Source organism: Paenibacillus peoriae (genome assembly GCF_022531965.1).
In the GTDB taxonomy this organism is placed as follows: Bacteria; Bacillota; Bacilli; order Paenibacillales; family Paenibacillaceae; genus Paenibacillus; species Paenibacillus polymyxa_D.
Genome location: NZ_CP092831.1, coordinates 4,023,726 through 4,041,333 on the forward strand (window position 1 = coordinate 4,023,726; position 17,608 = coordinate 4,041,333).

Sequence of the window (17,608 nt, forward strand, 5' to 3'; positions counted from 1 at the left end):
ATCATGGAGGATTTAGTCAGTTCATCGTGACACCGGAATTTTATGGAGGAAATTTATGAGTAAAATCAAGTCTTTTTGTTTATCTTATCTTGCTGTTATCGTCTTATTTGGAACCTGGACATGGAGTTTTTCCGAGAGTACTGTGTATGCAACCTCCTCACCAGCACCTAGTGTAACGGATGCGGTGTATGCTACTGAAACCACGGTAACGAGTTGGACAAATCCTTCTAAACAAGGTCAATCCGTAACGTTTAGCATCAAAACCATCTCAACCCCACAAATTACGAAAGATTTAACCGGCTCGGTTATCCTTATGGACGGTACGGATATATTAGATACGCTGACGATGAGACCAAATGGCATTGCGAATGGATATGCCACTGCGACCTACACCACAAGCGATTTAAGTGTGGGAAGTCACCCAATTACTGCTATATATAGTGGGGATGCTCGATTTGCCCCCAGTACATCTGAGCCATACATTCAGGTCGTAAATGCATCTGCGCCTACACCTTCACTGAGACCTACAGTAACTACAATATTGAGTTCGCTGAATCCGTCTAATCAAGGTCAGGAAGTAAGGTTTAGCTTGAGGACAACCTCAAACCCACAAACTTCGGGCGATTTAACCGGAACGGTCATCCTTATGGACGGCACGAATATATTAGATACGCTGACGATGGAGCCAGTGGGCATTTCGAATGGCTATGCCAATGCGTACTACACTACAAGCAACTTAAGTGTGGGAAGTCACGCAATTACTGCTATATACAGTGGGGATGCTCGATTTGCTCCGAGTACATCTGAAGCGTATATACAGGTTGTAAATGGAAATGCAGGCACGGGTGATATTAGCAATAACGACAGCAGCAGTAGCAATAAAAAAGATAAGAAGGATAACGCGGATAGCAGTGACTCATCTTCTTCAAGTGAAACAACCGCATCTTCATCACCATCGGCTTCTTCAACGGTTTTACCGACTGCGGAAATCATGCCAGTAGAGCAATCCGAGGTTGCGCATGAAAAATATATAACGGGTTATCAGGATGGTACATTCCGACCGGACCAGTCAATTACACGAGCTGAAACCGCCGCGATGATGGCTAGGATTATGAAGTTGGAGACAAAAGAAGGCTCAACGACATACAAAGATGTACCTAGCACGTATTGGGCAAAGGATTCGATTATAGCACTTACGACACAGCACCTTATGAATGGATATGCAGATGGAACATTTCGACCAGAGCAACCCATTACCCGTGCAGAAATGGCAGCAATACTCGCATCCTGGAAGCAGCTTAAAGGAACGCAAACCACAGCGTCTCCTTATACCGATATCGAAAAGCATTGGGCAAGGGATTCCATTGTAGCGTTAGCTAATGCAGGATGGATTACCGGCTATAACGATAACAGCTTCCAACCCAATAAATATATAACACGAGTAGAAACGGTTACCATTTTGAACACGATCTTAAAACGAGGACCCCTGGAAGGAACCATTCAGGCTACATGGAAGGATGTACCAACAGATTACTGGGCATTCAAAAATATTGAAGAAGCGTCTCGTACCCATACGTCAACCATCAATACAGATGGCATTGAAACTTTCGTGAAATAAGCACCAAATAAAAAGGCTGGAATCCTATCTATACAGGGTTCCAGCTTTTTGTTACCTTGATATTTTTTTAAAATGGTCAAAACAGAATTTTTAAAATACTTTCTTCAAAGATGATGGTTTCACTCCGTATTCCCGAAAAAATTGCTCTGAAAATGCACTCACATTACTGTATCCTACAGCCATCGCAGCTTCTGTTACATTGCTCTCCTGGCTTCGAAGCAGCTTCATCGCATAATCGAGACGAATTTGGCGCAAATATTCAAATACAGTCGTTCCAAAACATGCTTTGAATCCTTTTTTTAATTTAAAATCGTTTAATCCAATTCTTTTGGATAATGCGATCAGTGAAGGAGGATCAATCATGCTGGATTCAAGGATTTGCCGAGCCATATGCAACTTTCTGACATCTTCTTTAGATAAGCCTTCGGGCATGGGAGTTAAATCAAATAATTGAATCATAAGTTGATTTAAAATCTCTAGTGCTGCTGCTTCCATTAATAAAGGCGATCTATGCACACTTTTCAAGTCTTTGATCAAATGTTCAATCAGCACTATACTTCTGTGATCCAGTTCAAAACCAAAGTGATGGAATGCAGCCCCCTTCAGAATTTGATTAAATTCAATAGCTACCTGTCGACGAGCCGCCAACTGTGAAGCCGCATAATTAAACAACGAAACAGGAATGCCAAGTGCAAATGATTGGTATTGTTCGTTAACCGGAGGATGGAAGCGTGCTTTGAAATCCTGTAAAAAAATAAGAGCCCCCCGCCCCGATGGGAGTGTATAGTCCAGACCAGCTATATTCACATGACGTTGCCCCGAAAGTGCAAATTGAAGTTCAATCATTTGTCCTCTGGAAGCAAAGTTCGTCGGGTAAGGCTCGTGATATTGAATGTGCGAATACACAATCTCGATTCCGCTGTAAGTTGTAACTCGGTAAATATGTCCGTTACCCGCTTCCGGTAACATCATATACGTATGCTCGTTTTGTTTTCTAAACGGAGTTTTTTCTAAATAATGCTGATATATTAATGATAACGAATTTGAATTCACAAGCGTCACCTCAAAGGTTTTCATTCATTTCGATGATTCAAATGAGAATCATTATCATTAATATTAGCTGAATTTGAATGGTTTGACCAGACTTATTGGAGTATGCTGTAGTGATATTCGGGGAATCTATTAATCCCAATCCATATAAAACGTTGCTTTCAATTTCCCCTTTTCACATGCTGGGCAACTTAAATGAACAGGCACATTGTTTTCAATGTGTTCCTGCTCCATAACACTCGCGCATCTAGGACAAGCATAAGAAATTTTATACTGTGATGAGTCCGATATCATCTCAATAAACAGTTCATTGCGGATGGCCTGACAGACCGGACATACATATATCGCGTCATAAGCATCATATCTCGTCGAAGGGTTGCCTATGAATTCCCCAATACGTCGTTTAAGGACAGTATCCTGTACAAACGAAGCAATGGATTCCAAACTCATATATAATAAACCAAACCCCACAAATATGTTCTTAGTATAAGCACAGGTATCACAGTCCAGCTTGTACGCTTCCCCCATGTTTATCCTCCCCAACTCTTCATGCGGTTATTGAAGCCTCATTTATTTCTTTACGAGACTTGCTGCATGCGTGACCCGGTTTCTCCCGCCACTTTTGGAAGCATACAGAGCTAAATCCGCTTGATGAACAATTGTTTGTTCCGTATCCGCTTGCGTAACCGTTGCCACGCCAATACTCACAGTAATGCTGTATTCTCCCCAATCCCTTGAGGCCGTCATGGAACGATATTTTTCTGCCGTACGAATGGCTTCCTCTTGATCGTTGCCCGGAAGAATAATGACAAACTCCTCGCCACCATAACGAGCGACAATATCCATCTCCCGTGACATGGATTGCAGTAATTCTGCCAGATTCGTAAGCACCAGATCGCCCACCGGATGACCATAAGTGTCGTTAATACTTTTGAAACGATCAATATCAATGATAAGCAGCGAAAAAGATATTCCGCTCTCATGAAAGGACGCGAGGCTAGCTAGTAATTGATCTTGGAAATACCTTCTATTTTTGAGGCCAGTTAACGGGTCCGTGGATGCCATCGTTTCAAGCTGGAGATTGATCCTTACTAGCTCCTGCTGTTTGATTTCATATTCTTCGTGCAACCGTTCAAGCTTCTGATTCGCTTCATTCGTGGCCTGATATAATTCCTGAAGCTTGGTTTTGGTCTGCAGGATATCTCTCTCATGTTCAATTCGCTTACGCATCATAAGCACGACACAATCAATAACCGTTTCTCCGTTTCGTTCCTGACGAACCCCGTTCAGAAGTACAGGCACATCCTGTCGATCACTTGTCCGAAACGAAAAGTACATCTCATCGACATGCCCGTACAACTGAATATAGGGATAAAAATAAGTATGAAAAAATAGCTTGTTCGTAACAGACATTGTTGTTTCAATCGGCCGTCCGAGCAATTCATTACGGTCATACAGAAGCATGTCCAATAACGTTTGATTTACAGATTGAATGATCCCGGCATCCGAAATTGAAAAGTAACCACAAGGAGCTTTATCTAATTGAATATCCATTAAATGACTGCCTTTCTTTCGATATTACACACTAGCTAAATATTCTTTGATTAAATCGCTCGTTTCTCCTGGTTGGCTTAAATGAGGATAATGCCCCTTTGCTCTCATCTGCTGAAGTCTGCTATTTCTAAGATGGGTATGCAAATAATCCCCTACCTCAATCGGAGCAATACTATCATCTGAGCACTGGAGAATAAGTGTAGGAACCGAAGCATGCTGAAGATCAACACGGCAATCTGAAAAAAATGTAACCTCTGCGAATTGCCGTGCAATATGAGGATCTCTTGAACAAAATGCCTTTTCCAATTCTTCGGTTAAGTCCCCTCGCTCGGGATTCTGCATAGCAATGGGCGCCATGTAACTAGCCCAGCCAATAAAGTTCATTTGCATCATATCCAGTAATTCATCAATATCACTCTTATCGAAGCCCCCATAATAAGAAGGCAGGTCATTCACATAGCGTGGAGAAGGACCGAGCATGACAATGCGTTCAAAATATTGAGGGCTGCGGATCGATGCGAGCATTCCGATCATGCTGCTAACGGAGTGTCCGACGAATATGGTATTTCTTAAGTCTAACGCTTCCATAATATCCAGCACATCCTGGGCATACCCTTGCAAGTCACTGTATTTTTTCGAATCATAATACTTTATTTGAGAATCTCCCGAACCAACATAATCAAATAAGACGATTTGGTAGTTGTCGATAAAGCTAGGGACAATATAACGCCACATATCCTGGTCGCATCCAAAGCCGTGAGCAAACACAATCGTCTGGCTACCTGTGCCTAGCACTTTTATATTATTACGTAGGAGAATATCAACGGTCAACGTAAATCACCTCTCTGAGGTAGTATCTGTTCTATGGCTTCTCTTCCCTATTATATCGGAAAAGTTTCGATTATGGATAATGACTCTCATTCATAAATCCAGCGTTCAATGATCCCTTTTACCTTGTGCACATGTTGCTGTGATAAGGAACAAATAATAACCAATTCGTTTTTCCCATTTGTATCTAACCAATAGTGAACGTCATCCTCTTCATTAACCGTTTCTTGAATGATTCTGATGGATTTATGACTTATTTTTGATTTAGCCGAAAAAATGGGGTTCATATCCATGACTTTCTGACCATTAGAAAAGGATGTATTGTAATAAGGAATCACCCAGTTCTCCTTATCCTGATCTTGTACTACATTTAGAAATACACGCACCCAATAATCCTCTAGTTCTGTGTAACTCTGTTCATTCAACTCATTCAAATTCATACATGTAACCACCCATCTTATACACTGGTTGTCTGACGGCTTGCAAGGATTGTTCAATACGCCCTGTTGCTTCCTTGGTGCCCGTAGACATTTTGCAGATTTCTGTAGCGACAACCCCAAAACCTGCTCCTGCGTCACCCACCCGAGCAGCTTCAATCCAGCATTTAATCCAAGCAGGTAATATGTATCCACTTCCTCAAATTTTGATATCAGCCCTACCCTCTATTTCGTCATTTTCATCCCATGTATTTAGTGAAGCAGCGCGTACCGATTAAGATTGGCACGCGCTGATGGTATGACTTTTATGAAACAGGCATTAAGATCTAATCCAACTGCTCTCCATTGGTTTCGATCACATTCTTATACCAATAAAAGCTCTTCTTTCTAGATCTGGCAAGTGTCCCATTGCCTTCATTATCCTTATCGACGTATATAAACCCATAACGCTTTTTCATTTCTCCGGTTCCCGCACTGACCAGATCAATACATCCCCATGGCGTATACCCTATTAGGTCCACTCCATCAGCAATTGCTTCTTTCATTTGCTCAATGTGTTGCTTCAGATAATCAATTCGATAATCATCGTGAATGGAGCCATCTTCTTCCACTGTATCTACGGCGCCAAGACCATTTTCAACAACCATTAACGGGATTTCATATCGGTTATAAATATTATTGAGGGACCATCTCAATCCCTGTGGATCGATCTGCCAATCCCAGGCACTTGCTTTTAAATGAGGATTCTTTAAGCCCATAGATAAATTCCCTCCCACTTTCTCCTGGTTAGGATCGGCACTGACACAAGTAGAAGAATAATAGCTGAAAGTATAGAAATCTACGCAGCCTTCTTTTAAGATGTCCTCATCTCCTTCTTGCATTGTGATCTGAATGTTATGATCTCTAAAATAGCGTTTGGCAAATCCCGGATAAGCTCCTCTTACTTGGACATCTGAGCATAGGAAATTACTTAAGTTATCCTTTTGTTGAGCCAGCAGAATATCATCAGGATGACATGTAAGTGGGTAGGAACACATATAAGCAATCATACAACCGATTTTAAAGTCCTTGTTGATTTCATGACACAGCTTTACAGCCTTTGCACTGGCAATAAATTGATGATGCAACGCCTGATACAGAACCTGCTCATCCTTCACTGTAGCATGGGCTAGCTCTCCATTCCCCTCCGGCATCATAGCTCCAGCCATGAATGCTCCAAATGACAAGGTTAAAATATTGATTTCATTAAAGGTTAACCAGTATTTTACGACATCTTTGTATCTGTTAAAAAGCACTTCACAATATCTCACATAAAAATCTACGACTCTGCGATCTGACCAACCATTATATTTTTGGGTCAAATGAAACGGTGCTTCATAATGTGAGATTGTAACCAAAGGCTCAATATTGTACTTTTTCAATTCTGCGAATACACGATCATAGAACTGCAAGCCTTGCTCATTCGGCTCTGCATCATCTCCGTTAGGAAATATTCTTGACCACGCAATGGACATCCTAAAGACCTTGAATCCCATCTCTGCAAATAAGCGGATATCCTCTTGATAGCGGTGGAAAAAATCAATAGCCTCGTGACTCGGGTAGTTCACTCCTTCTTCCAGCATAGGTGTAATTCTTCGGGAAGTCGTATGCGTTCCAGCCGTAATCACATCAGCAGTGCTTAAGCCTTTACCTTCTTCATTATATCCACCTTCAAATTGGTTGGCAGCCGTTGCACCTCCCCATAAAAATCCTTGTGGAAATTCCAATGTAGTTGTATTTTTCATTGTTTAATTCCTCCTCAACATTAATTAGGATTAGACTACGACGGTCAATAAGTCCTCTTGATACTCAATTGCCTTTTTCTCTGTTTCAATGACATCCAGGTAATTCGTAGTATTGGCAACGATAACAGGTGTGGTCAAAACATACCCAGCCTCTTTTATAGCTTCCATATCAAACTCCATAAGCAGCTCGCCTTTTTTAACAGCATCCCCCTGTTTTACTTTAGGATAAAAGTGTTTGCCTTTTAATTTGACCGTATCTTTGCCTACATGGATGAGGACCTCAACCCCGTGGTCACTTGTAATGCCAATCGCATGACCTGACGAAAATAATGATGTTAATACACCATCTACAGGTGAAACGACCTTACCTTCAGAAGGTTCAATGGCAATCCCTTTACCCAAGGCACCTGTCGAAAAGGCTTCATCTGTTACTTCAGATAAAGACTTCACTTCACCTTTTAATGGACTCATCACCGTCTCTTGTTTTACTAAAACTTCTCCTTTAGCTGCTCCCGAGGTGTTATCTTCCTTTTTAGCTTCTTTCACTTCATCATCTTTAAATCCGCCAAAGAACATAAGCAAGAAGCCTAATACAAAGCTTACCAGGATACCGATAACAGCCCCATAAAATCCGCTGTCTATTCCTGCCGGACTGATATAGCTCGGGATAGCAAAAATACCCAATCCACCAATGATATAACCTTTCGTTCCCATCATTCCTATAATACCGCCGCCTACTGCAGATGCTATGCAGCTTAAAATAAATGGTTTCTTACGTGGTAATGTAATCCCGTAAATCGCTGGTTCTGTCACACCAAAAATCCCGGAGATGACAGCTGGAATGGAAAGTGATCTCAGTTTTACATTTTTGGTTTTAAACAAAATTGCCAGTACGACGCCCGTCTGAGCAAAGGAAGCTCCCAGCGTAGCCGCAAGAATCGGATCGAATTTAAGCACGGCTAAGTTGTTCATAGCGATAGGAACAAGTCCCCAGTGTAATCCAAAGATAACAAACACTTGCCAGAAAGCGCCCATGATTATGCCTTCAATCATTGGACTTAAGTTATACACAAAGAGGGTTGCTGCCCCAAGCAGTTGACCTGCCCAAGTCGAGAGAGGTCCAATCACAATCAATGCTAAGGGTACAATAACTAACAATGTGAAAAACGGAACCAAAAATGTTCTCACTACGCTAGGGATTACCTTTTTAAAGAAATTTTCTATTTTTGAGCCTACATAGGTGGATATGATAATCGGAAGAACTGTTGACGCATAACTCATCAGAATGACCGGAATGCCTAAGAAGGTGATATATACCGGTGACTCAAATATAGTACCGCTAAATAGAGTGTATAGTGGTTTGCCCGAGGCTGTTATCGTGCTAAATGTGGGGTACACAAGGGATGCACCTATAGCCATACCTATGAAAATGTTGGCATTGAACTTTTTAGCTGACGTATACCCCAGGAAAATAGGAAAGAAGTAAAATAAACAATCACCTAAAGCATTGAGAATTTGATAGGTACCCGATGTAGTGGTCAGCCAGCCCAAAGCTACAAATAGGGCAGTGAAGCCCTTAATCATACCTGTGGCACTTAAGACACCTAACGTGGGTGTAAATACACCTGAAATAGTATCAATGAATCTATTGAACAAACTCATTTTTTCACCAGATGCTTCTTCTGAATCTCCTGTCTGAAAACCACCCACAGCAGTAACATCAGCATAAACCTCAGGTACATGGTTACCTATAACAACCTGGTATTGCCCGCCACTCTTTACCACAGTGACAACACCATCCATATTTTTCAAAACCTCTGTATTGGCTTTACTTTCATCTTTTAGTTTGAAGCGCAAGCGTGTAATACAATGAGTTAGACTATTCACATTTTCTTTGCCGCCGACATTTCTGATGATGTCTTTTGCTAATGTCTCATACTTCATTGTAATTTCCCCTTTAATTGTATTTATAAAAAAAGGCGAAACCAAAATAGATCAAATTCGATCTAGGTTGGTTTCGCCTGCATTACCAGTAACAATCCAAGAGTTATTCAATTTTGTCTTTGGGTCACACGCTGAATATGAATCGTGATATACAGCTTTTCCTCATCTGACAATACCATATCCAAGTATTTCTCAATCTTCAGCATGCAGCCATAAGCCTTTTTGTACTTTGCTTTCACTTGCCTCCATAAAAAGTCGTCTTCCAGTTCTACTTTTTCTTTTTTATTTAATCGCTGAAAGAAGAATCTTAAATGTGTAATAAATCGCTCATAACTGATCGAGTGTTCATCTATGGTGGTATTATAAGAGTATTTAATAATATTCAAGATGTCGTGTATTTTTTGAGTTTGCTGAGCAACATCTGCTACCTTGTTGTAGGAGCTGTTTACTTGAGCATTGATTAAATGAAGAGCAATATTACCTGCTTCATCTTCTGACAATCGTTTGCCTGTTTCGTCTTCAATAAACTCCAGTGCTTTTAAGCCAACCGCAAATTCTTTAGGATAAAATTTTTTGATCTCCCAAATTAACGGATTTGCATTTTTAAACCCTTCATCAAACATTTTAAATGCATTGTTCATGTGATCCGTAAGCGAAACATATATATAATCGCTCAATTGTACTTCTAATATGCTTTTTCCATATTCAATGATGTCATAGCATAACGAAACATATTCTGATGGAACATCCTCTAACAATAACTTAAATTTCTCTGAAGCATCTTTATGTTTAAGCACAAAGACCTTTTCAATTAGATGCTCTTCTACTTGTTCGCCTGCATTCTTTTTGAATGCAATACCACGACCCATAACAACAAATTCATCTCTTTTTTGATCTTTGGCTATTATGGCGTTGTTATTAAAGATCTTCGTTATGATCATCTAACTGCCCCCCTTATCCCATCAAATTTAAAAAAGGATTTAGATGCTGGGCGAAATTTCAGATAGGTCACAAGACGGTAATAGCCGATCAAATCTTCGTCGTAAATCAAATTCAAATGTATTGATTTACAATTCCGTGTTATGAAAACGCATTCATAATAAGAGACAAAGCCTTACGTTTTCCATCATTGATCTTGAGTGCTCCCAAACCGATCTGATATTCCGTTCTGAAAATGGATATAGTCGGTTAACCACGTCCCATGACATCATTTTTGGGATGTCGATTCGTTGGTCGACGTCATCATCTTTGTTGTTCAGCACTTGTAAGGCTTTATATCACTCACCTTTCTGCGTTATGGCTGGGCAGATTTTCATATCATGCAGGATATCGCAAAGCATGTATTCTAAAAAGAAAAGGCAAAACCCAACACATGGAAATTGAATTCCATGCCTCGGGTTTTGCCTTTTCAGTAACAATCCCAAAATCATAATAACATCGAATTTAAGTTTTGCCAACAAAAATGTTTGCGCTTTCTTTTTCGGAGCAACCACATCAAATACAACACACTATCATGGTATAAAATGTCATCCGCCAATGTAGGACATGTTAATCTTTTTTTTGTTGTTAGCTGTCTGCTCCGTACGTTCATCGGAATACCGGTCTGTACGTTGTTCCCATACTGAAGTAATCACATCGAGTAGTTCCTGGTCATCCGCTTCATTACGAAGCATCTGGCGTAAATCGAATCCGCCTGAAGCAAACAAACATGTATAAAACTTGCCATCGCACGATAAGCGGGCGCGTGTACAAGACGAACAAAATGATTCAGAAACCGAAGTAATAAAACCAATCTGTGCGTCGCTGTCTTTATAACGGTAACGTTTTGCCACTTCTCCAAAGTAATCCCGATCCATCGGCTCCAGCTCGTACGCATTCTTAAGTCGTTCAACAATTTGTTTTTTGGTTAGTACCTTTTTGAAGCTCCATCCGTTGTCATTCCCTACATCCATAAACTCGATAAAGCGAAGGGTTATTCCCTGCTCCTTAAAATAAGCGGCCATCGGCAAAATCTCCGAGTCATTAACGCCTTTTTGAACGACCATATTGACCTTGATTTCAAAGCCGATTTCTCTTGCATATTCGATCTGCTTCAAAATAAAATCAGGCTTAATCCCCCGCCCATTCAATCGCCCAAATAGCTCAGGGTCCAGAGCGTCCAGACTGACATTAAGCCGTCGTAGCCCCGCGTCATAGAGAGGCTTAGCCTGCTGTCCTAGCAGCACACCATTGGTGGTCAAGCCGATATCTTCCACTCCGTCAATGGACAGGATTTGGGAGACCAGGTCGGATAGATTCCTGCGCATTAATGGTTCGCCGCCCGTGAGTCGGATCTTTTTTACACCCAGGGATACAAAGAGCTTCGTTAGCCGGTGTATCTCTTCAAACGACAGACATTCATTTTGAGGAAGAAAGGCGTAATCGTCACCGAATATTTCTTTGGGCATGCAATAGGAACAACGGAAATTGCAGCGGTCTGTAACCGATATACGCAGGTCACGAATTGGCCGCTGCAACGTGTCTTTCAGTGGATAAAAATTCATACGCCCTCTCCTTTCTAGTTGTTTAGCATCGTTATTATTAGCCACCGCTGACTGGGGGAATGAAGGCTGCAATGTCTCCATCCTGTAATACATCCGTAGACAACGCATACTCCTCGTTTATCGCAATTCGCACAGACTCGATCGGCATATCTGGATATTGATCTGTTATCCAATTGGATAAATCGCCTACCGTTTGGCCCGCCAAATCTGCCAATTCTTCTGTTTTTCCCGTCACCTCACGGAGTCCCGCAAAGTAGTACAGCTTAATCATGACTGATCTCCCCCGGCTTTTTCTTTTGATCTCCGACCCACTGCGTTCCATCTTCCCAAATCTCTCGTTTCCAAATAGGAACTATTTCTTTAATTCGTTCGATCGCGTATTCATTTGCCTTATACGCATCCGAACGGTGAGGTGAAGAAACGGCAATGACAACGGCGATATCACCGATTTGAAGCTCGCCAATGCGGTGCGCGATTGCCACTCGCGTCCCTTCCCATTTCTGTTCGATTTCGCGACCAATCTCTGTGAGTTTTTTTTGGGCCATGGGGACATAGGCCTCATAAGCAAGGTATAAGGTCCGTACGCCTTGAGTCCATTCTCGTACGTGCCCTGTAAAAATAGTCACCGCTCCTGCTTCCGGCCTTAGGACATAATCCGCATAAGCCTGCGGGATAATGGGCTCCGTCACGATTTCAAATACACTCATCTTTTCCACCTTCCAGCCCCCGGACAATCCACTCTCCGGTGACAGACTCTTTAAATATTTCTGCTTTTTGTATCTATATCTCATTTAACCGAACAGCTGATGATATAGTTTTTGACCGTTGGCAACACTCCGTACACCGTGTATGAGAAGCCTTCCGTTTTTGAATAAAATCATTCGATGCTTAAAAGCATAAAATTCAACGAAATAAGGGGTTCTTTTTACACGATCTGCTATAAGCCTGCCCATTTTTTCTGCATCATCGAGCGTGATCGGACGTTGTGGGTCTGGAAGAACCTGTACAACGTTCCGTCCGCACAGAGCAGCATACGCCGAGCGACGTGATGCTGTCAGTGCAGGAAACGTAGGATGTTCTCCACAGGTTGGACAATCTTGGTTACGGATGCGGGAAATCCCTATGTCCATCTGCGTGTTCTCCCATAAATCAAATAGATGAACCTTGCGACGCATCTTATCACGTCCGCCGCTCAGCCACTTCATGGCTTCTGCACATTGGAGGGCGGCTGTCACCTGGACTGCGGGTGAGATGATTCCAGCCGTATCGCAGGTCTGATTGATCGCAGGCAGCGATGGCAGAAGGCAGCGTAAACAAGCTGACTCGCCCGGCACGAATGGAAAAACAACGCCTGTGCTTCCAACACAGGCTCCATAAATCCATGGAATTCCTGCCTTCAGTGCAGCATCGTTGATCAGCAGACGAGTTTCGAAATTGTCCGTAGCATCCATCAGTAATATACTCTTGCTGGCAAGTTCTAGAACAAGCTCAGCATCTAAATTATCGAGATATGTGTGCAAGCGCACGTCTTCTCGTATGGCTTTCAGCCTTTTTTCGGCTGCCATAACCTTGGGCTGCATTTCCGCGGCGTCCTGCTCCGTGAACAGCTGCTGACGTTGCAGATTCGACATCTCTACGTAATCCCTGTCAACAAGATGGAGCTCCCCAACGCCCGCTCTTACCAGTGTTTCGGCGATGGCAGAACCCAGTGCCCCGCAACCGATAATGGTGACGACAGCAGCGGATAGATTACGCTGCCCTTCGCCACCAATGGGTCTAAATAAGATCTGTCTGGAATAACGCTCATTCATTAGATTGTGTCCCTTGATAATACAGCCATATGACGAGGATCAGGCTAGCCAGCGCCACTTGGGAGAGCAGCATGAATCCAATGGAGTAATGGCCAGTAGCGGCATGAATCGTCGACAACAAGATCGGAGGGAAAAAGCCACCGAGACCGCCCATCATGGATACAATTCCGTTAACTATACCTGCTTGTTTATTAAAATAAAATGGAACTAGCTTGAAGATGACGCCATTCCCTACTCCAGCACATACAGCGATCGCCAAGCAGCCTACTGTATAAAGGGTGATCCCTGGTGAAAAAGCCAAAAGAATCGCAGCGACCGTATAAACAGAGAACGTGCCTACCAGCAGGAACAGAGGCTGAAACCGATCCGCCAGCCAGCCACCGATAGGGCGGAAGAAAGTAGCAATCGCAATAAAGCCTGCTGTACGCATCCCTGCATCCACTTTGGTCAGTTCAAAATTTGATACCAGGAAATTCGGCAAGTACACCGTGAACGCTACAAATGAGCCAAATGTAATAAAATAAAAGAGCGAGAAAAACCAAAGCTTCTCATTTTTATAAACCCCTTTGATCTGCTCCATAATGGGCGTCTTCACTTTAGCTTCATGACGATCCCCAAAGAAGAAATTCAAAACGATAAAAACAAGCAGCAGAATGAGATACAGCTTCACTGTAGGGGCCCAGCCGATTTGGGTAGCCACAATAGGGGCCGAGAAGGTAGTGACGGCTGTTCCCAAGTTTCCTATACCATACATTCCATTTACAAACCCATGCTTTTCCTTTGGATAATACTTCGGCAGCGAAGTCACCCCAACCGAGAACACAGCTCCTCCAATCCCAAGGAACAAGCCACCAATAATTAAATCCGTCATCGTAGAAGCTTCACTGATATAGTAGACGGGAAACAAAAGCAAAATAAAGCTAACGAGAAAAACGATTCTTGCTCCGAAGATGTTGGCATAATAACCAAGCGGGATGCGCAGAATCGAACCAAGCACGACCGGAATCGCCGTGACCATGGCCAATTTTCCGGGCGGAATAGCAATATCCTCCGTAATGAACGGCATAAGCGAAGAAATGATAACCCATACCATGAATCCAAGAATCAAGTTCAATGTTTGTAACGGTAACTGCATTTTTCTAATCATTTAACTCACCTTTTCAACGTTTTTTCTGTCGAATTATTAAATTGAATTTCTGTCCCCATTGTAGCCGCTAGCCGATCTGTTCGAATATAGGGGACTCCCCTTTACCCGACAGGGGACTCCCTGAAAATATAAAAAAGCCGCTTCTATAGGAAGCGGCTTGGTCTTTTTAAGAGATAAGTGTATTTAATTTGTCACATAACTTGGTTAGATCATTCCGATTGATCTGTTGCTCTGCCATAGGAAAAAGTACAGTTTCTTCTTTTATAAAATGTACAGTCAGCACTTCAAAGGCCTCTCCCGCGTTCTTGGCTGCCTCTTGAATGTCATCAAGCGTGAGCAAACTCAAATCGCCCTCCGTCTGATGAAGAAAATGATCGATATAGCCCTCTATTTCACGGTGCTCCTCCTGTATACCGACGAGCGGTCCCTGCTCAAAACCAATGTAGGTTCCTAGCATAGAAAAGAAGTGTTCTTCTTCCTTTTCGGTATGTTTCTTGAGGGGTACCCTAAAGTCGAGAATCTGCATTCTCAGTTTTTCCAGTTGCTTGCGGCCTTCTTCCAAATCTAGTATTCTGTGCTGCTCAAACCACAATACAATGGCATGCCATTCATCCATCAGATATGTTAGATATCGATGCTCATTTTCAAGAATACGCATGGCAGGTTTGGAAAAGCGCAGTTTCTCATTTTCCAGCACGCGGATTTCCTCCATTCATCGGCTAAAAATCCAGCATTTTTTTCTTTAATGCATATTGGACCAGTTCAGGCCGGCTTCTTAAATTCAATTTTTCCATGATCTTCGCTTTATTTGCTTCCACCGTCTTGACAGAGATGAACAGCTTTTCCGCAACTTCCTTGTTACCGTAACCTTTTGCGACCAGAGGCAGAATCTCCAGTTCCCGCTTGGACAGGATCTCATAAGGATCTTCTGATTGTGACGTTGTATCTTTTTTGATGAACTCACGAACGAGAGAAGTAGCCATTTTAGGATGGATATAAGTCCCACCCCCATGAATGGTTCGTATGGCAAGTAATAGCTCCTCATCTGGAGCATTTTTCAAAACGTATCCTGAAGCACCATTCTTTAAAATATGAAAAAGATATTCTTCATCGTCATGCATGGTCAAAATCAGAATTTTAGTATCAGGGTGGTCTTCTTTAATCTTGCCTGTGGCGATCAATCCACTTTCGCCTGGGGGCATGCTGAGGTCCATGATTAGAATATCCGGACGATATTTAGCTACCATCGTATACGCTTCAATGCCATCCGCAGCCGTTCCGACAACCTCCATATCCGATTGGAAGTTCAAAATCATGGAAAATCCGCTTCGTACAATAGCATGGTCATCCGCTAACACAATTTTGATCAAGTCTCTATTCCTCCTCTTGGCCAATCGGAATTTGCAAAAAGACTTTGGTTCCCTGACCCACATTTGATAGGACGCCAAAACTTCCGCCTACCAGCTCTGCTCGCTCCTGCATGCCATATAAACCTAATCCCGTTCCAATAGGCTGGCTCCCCTTTTCAAAGCCAATTCCATCGTCCTCTACAGTCAAACGAAGCGTATGATCGTGCTCAGTCAAAGAAACTTTAACCATGTCTACCTGGGCATATTTTAAGGCATTGAGAACAGCCTCTTGGCAGACACGGTAAATGACCGTTTCCTTTTCACTTCCGTATCGCTTTTGGGGAAGATCCGACACAAATTCAACGACAAGACCAAAGCTTTGTTCAACCCTCTTAAAGTGGGAACGAAATGCCGCTTCAAGCCCAAAATCATCAAGTGTGGCGGGGCGTAGTTCCACAGACAGGTTGCGGATATCATCCAGCAATCGCGTCATGGATGCTTCAGTCTGCTTCATGTTTTTGATGAGCTGTTCATCATTCGTCATGTATTTTAACACCCGCAGCTCAACAACCGCACTCATCAATTCCTGGGCGACGCTGTCGTGCAGTTCCCTGGAAAGCCGTTTACGCTCATTTTCCTGCGCTTCAATGACATGCTTCATCATTTTGTTTTGATACAATTTTTCCTGCGTCTGAAATTGCGGAGTCAAGTCCCTCAACATCAACACCCTTGTTCCATGTTCAGAATCAATGGTGTGAAAAGAAGCGGCATAGGGGATCATTCCGTTGCTCTTTGTTTCCAGATATACCTGAAAAGAAGCGAAATCCTTGGATTCTGGCATATTGAAATAACAATCAAGGCAGGTACGGGGCTCCGTTTCGCTTGTATAGCCCCTGCATGTTCCACACAAAGCTTTTTCCTTCCCTTCATAGAGTTGAATGAGGACGTCATCGCTCACAATCTCCTCCGCTGCCGGGTTCATAGCTAGGGTGTTCCCTTGCCCATCAAAAAAGAAAATGGCTTCTGTACTGTTCTCAAACAACTTCACCATTAGCGCATTCAAAGAGCCAGTCCCTACAGATAATGTCAATTACATCACTTCCTTCCCGTTCAACTCTCCAAATCCCCTATGCGCCAAAGCTTCCAAATCACGCATCATGGCTGCGGTCATCAGCAGTTCTTCCCGAAATCCACCAAGCAGTACGCCCGCGACGCGAGCATCATTCCATAGGGGAACAGCCCCGAGACTCTTGAGTTTCTCGGATTGAACGATCGGGTAGTTAAACAGGTTGTCTGCCCCCACATATTGATGAACAGATGGAATGAAAACGGATTTCCCAGTTTTGAACACGACTCCTGCTATGCCCTTTCCGGATTGCAGTACAATTCGCTTAAAGCGATCATTTAAATTACCGGCTGCATTTTTCCATTTAATTACGTATTGATATTCGGCCGGTTCAACCAGAGCAAGCGCCATGAAATCATAACCGAAATGTTCGCGTATTCGCTCAAGCTCCCTTTGATAATCCATCCTATTATTCAT

At 42.7% G+C, this 17,608-nt stretch carries 18 protein-coding genes and 1 pseudogene; 1 reads left to right on the plus strand and 18 read right to left on the minus strand.

What is annotated here, in order from left to right:
• Positions 1-55 precede the first annotated feature (55 nt).
• Positions 56-1,618, plus strand: a complete 1,563-nt coding sequence (locus MLD56_RS17860; RefSeq protein WP_029515496.1) for an S-layer homology domain-containing protein — start codon at positions 56-58, stop codon at positions 1,616-1,618.
• Between the two features lie 90 nt (positions 1,619-1,708).
• Here the strand turns inward: MLD56_RS17860 and MLD56_RS17865 are convergent, their stop codons facing one another.
• The 18 genes and pseudogenes from MLD56_RS17865 to MLD56_RS17950 form a co-directional block, all read right to left on the minus strand.
• On the minus strand, positions 1,709-2,671 hold the full coding sequence (locus tag MLD56_RS17865; RefSeq protein ID WP_029515497.1) for a helix-turn-helix domain-containing protein: 963 nt from the start codon (positions 2,669-2,671) through the stop codon (positions 1,709-1,711).
• A gap of 129 nt (positions 2,672-2,800) precedes the next feature.
• Positions 2,801-3,196 carry a hypothetical protein gene (locus tag MLD56_RS17870; protein ID WP_029515498.1) on the minus strand — a complete coding sequence of 132 codons (396 nt, stop codon included), beginning with the start codon at positions 3,194-3,196 and terminating at the stop codon, positions 2,801-2,803.
• 42 nt (positions 3,197-3,238) lie between these two features.
• Positions 3,239-4,222, minus strand: a complete 984-nt coding sequence (locus tag MLD56_RS17875) for a sensor domain-containing diguanylate cyclase (RefSeq protein ID WP_029515499.1) — start codon at positions 4,220-4,222, stop codon at positions 3,239-3,241.
• Positions 4,223-4,246: 24 nt separating this feature from the next.
• The gene (locus MLD56_RS17880) at positions 4,247-5,053 is read right to left on the minus strand and encodes an alpha/beta fold hydrolase (protein WP_029515500.1); all 807 of its coding nucleotides are present in this window, start codon (positions 5,051-5,053) and stop codon (positions 4,247-4,249) included.
• A gap of 86 nt (positions 5,054-5,139) precedes the next feature.
• Positions 5,140-5,490 (minus strand): hypothetical protein, encoded by a 351-nt coding sequence (locus MLD56_RS17885; protein ID WP_029515501.1) that lies wholly within the window; start codon positions 5,488-5,490, stop codon positions 5,140-5,142.
• Positions 5,491-5,503: 13 nt separating this feature from the next.
• Positions 5,504-5,667 (minus strand): annotated as a pseudogene (locus tag MLD56_RS17890) (methyl-accepting chemotaxis protein); the annotation flags it as partial.
• Between the two features lie 146 nt (positions 5,668-5,813).
• Positions 5,814-7,271 (minus strand): glycoside hydrolase family 1 protein, encoded by a 1,458-nt coding sequence (locus MLD56_RS17895; RefSeq protein WP_029515502.1) that lies wholly within the window; start codon positions 7,269-7,271, stop codon positions 5,814-5,816.
• 30 nt (positions 7,272-7,301) lie between these two features.
• The gene (locus MLD56_RS17900; protein WP_029515503.1) at positions 7,302-9,215 is read right to left on the minus strand and encodes a beta-glucoside-specific PTS transporter subunit IIABC; all 1,914 of its coding nucleotides are present in this window, start codon (positions 9,213-9,215) and stop codon (positions 7,302-7,304) included.
• A gap of 107 nt (positions 9,216-9,322) precedes the next feature.
• Entirely contained in the window at positions 9,323-10,156 is an 834-nt protein-coding gene (gene licT, locus MLD56_RS17905) for a BglG family transcription antiterminator LicT (RefSeq protein ID WP_029515504.1), read from the minus strand.
• A 585-nt stretch (positions 10,157-10,741) separates the two neighbouring features.
• The gene (moaA, locus tag MLD56_RS17910) at positions 10,742-11,758 is read right to left on the minus strand and encodes a GTP 3',8-cyclase MoaA (RefSeq protein WP_029515505.1); all 1,017 of its coding nucleotides are present in this window, start codon (positions 11,756-11,758) and stop codon (positions 10,742-10,744) included.
• A 37-nt stretch (positions 11,759-11,795) separates the two neighbouring features.
• Positions 11,796-12,029 (minus strand): MoaD/ThiS family protein, encoded by a 234-nt coding sequence (locus tag MLD56_RS17915; RefSeq protein WP_029515506.1) that lies wholly within the window; start codon positions 12,027-12,029, stop codon positions 11,796-11,798.
• Positions 12,022-12,465: a molybdenum cofactor biosynthesis protein MoaE gene (locus MLD56_RS17920; protein WP_029515507.1), complete on the minus strand. Its 444-nt coding sequence runs from the start codon at positions 12,463-12,465 to the stop codon at positions 12,022-12,024. The genes MLD56_RS17915 and MLD56_RS17920 overlap by 8 nt, the downstream gene beginning before the upstream one ends.
• Before the next feature lie 84 nt (positions 12,466-12,549).
• Complete coding sequence (locus tag MLD56_RS17925) at positions 12,550-13,569, minus strand: ThiF family adenylyltransferase (protein WP_029515508.1); 1,020 nt, start codon at positions 13,567-13,569, stop codon at positions 12,550-12,552.
• Complete coding sequence (locus tag MLD56_RS17930) at positions 13,562-14,716, minus strand: nitrate/nitrite transporter (RefSeq protein WP_029515509.1); 1,155 nt, start codon at positions 14,714-14,716, stop codon at positions 13,562-13,564. Before MLD56_RS17930 ends, MLD56_RS17925 begins: the two co-directional genes overlap by 8 nt.
• A gap of 166 nt (positions 14,717-14,882) precedes the next feature.
• Positions 14,883-15,413 carry a hemerythrin domain-containing protein gene (locus tag MLD56_RS17935; RefSeq protein ID WP_029515510.1) on the minus strand — a complete coding sequence of 177 codons (531 nt, stop codon included), beginning with the start codon at positions 15,411-15,413 and terminating at the stop codon, positions 14,883-14,885.
• A 22-nt stretch (positions 15,414-15,435) separates the two neighbouring features.
• Entirely contained in the window at positions 15,436-16,083 is a 648-nt protein-coding gene (locus MLD56_RS17940) for a response regulator transcription factor (RefSeq protein WP_023989699.1), read from the minus strand.
• 7 nt (positions 16,084-16,090) lie between these two features.
• Positions 16,091-17,155, minus strand: a complete 1,065-nt coding sequence (locus MLD56_RS17945) for a PAS domain-containing sensor histidine kinase (protein WP_029515511.1) — start codon at positions 17,153-17,155, stop codon at positions 16,091-16,093.
• A complete protein-coding gene (locus MLD56_RS17950) occupies positions 17,156-17,608 on the minus strand; it encodes a GAF domain-containing protein (RefSeq protein WP_029515512.1) in 453 nt (150 codons plus the stop codon). It lies immediately after the preceding gene.

Bases quoted from the DNA above. Each gene is read 5' to 3' on its own strand.
- MLD56_RS17915 (WP_029515506.1), bottom strand. From the start codon at position 12,029: ATGATTAAGCTGTACTACTTTGCGGGACTCCGTGAGGTGACGGGAAAA.
- MLD56_RS17950 (WP_029515512.1), bottom strand. From the start codon at position 17,608: ATGAATAATAGGATGGATTATCAAAGGGAGCTTGAGCGAATACGCGAA.
- MLD56_RS17860 (WP_029515496.1), top strand. From the start codon at position 56: ATGAGTAAAATCAAGTCTTTTTGTTTATCTTATCTTGCTGTTATCGTC.
- MLD56_RS17895 (WP_029515502.1), bottom strand. From the start codon at position 7,271: ATGAAAAATACAACTACATTGGAATTTCCACAAGGATTTTTATGGGGA.
- MLD56_RS17875 (WP_029515499.1), bottom strand. From the start codon at position 4,222: ATGGATATTCAATTAGATAAAGCTCCTTGTGGTTACTTTTCAATTTCG.
- MLD56_RS17885 (WP_029515501.1), bottom strand. From the start codon at position 5,490: ATGAATTTGAATGAGTTGAATGAACAGAGTTACACAGAACTAGAGGAT.
- licT (WP_029515504.1), bottom strand. From the start codon at position 10,156: ATGATCATAACGAAGATCTTTAATAACAACGCCATAATAGCCAAAGAT.
- MLD56_RS17870 (WP_029515498.1), bottom strand. From the start codon at position 3,196: ATGGGGGAAGCGTACAAGCTGGACTGTGATACCTGTGCTTATACTAAG.
- moaA (WP_029515505.1), bottom strand. From the start codon at position 11,758: ATGAATTTTTATCCACTGAAAGACACGTTGCAGCGGCCAATTCGTGAC.
- MLD56_RS17900 (WP_029515503.1), bottom strand. From the start codon at position 9,215: ATGAAGTATGAGACATTAGCAAAAGACATCATCAGAAATGTCGGCGGC.
- MLD56_RS17925 (WP_029515508.1), bottom strand. From the start codon at position 13,569: ATGAATGAGCGTTATTCCAGACAGATCTTATTTAGACCCATTGGTGGC.
- MLD56_RS17930 (WP_029515509.1), bottom strand. From the start codon at position 14,716: ATGATTAGAAAAATGCAGTTACCGTTACAAACATTGAACTTGATTCTT.
- MLD56_RS17920 (WP_029515507.1), bottom strand. From the start codon at position 12,465: ATGAGTGTATTTGAAATCGTGACGGAGCCCATTATCCCGCAGGCTTAT.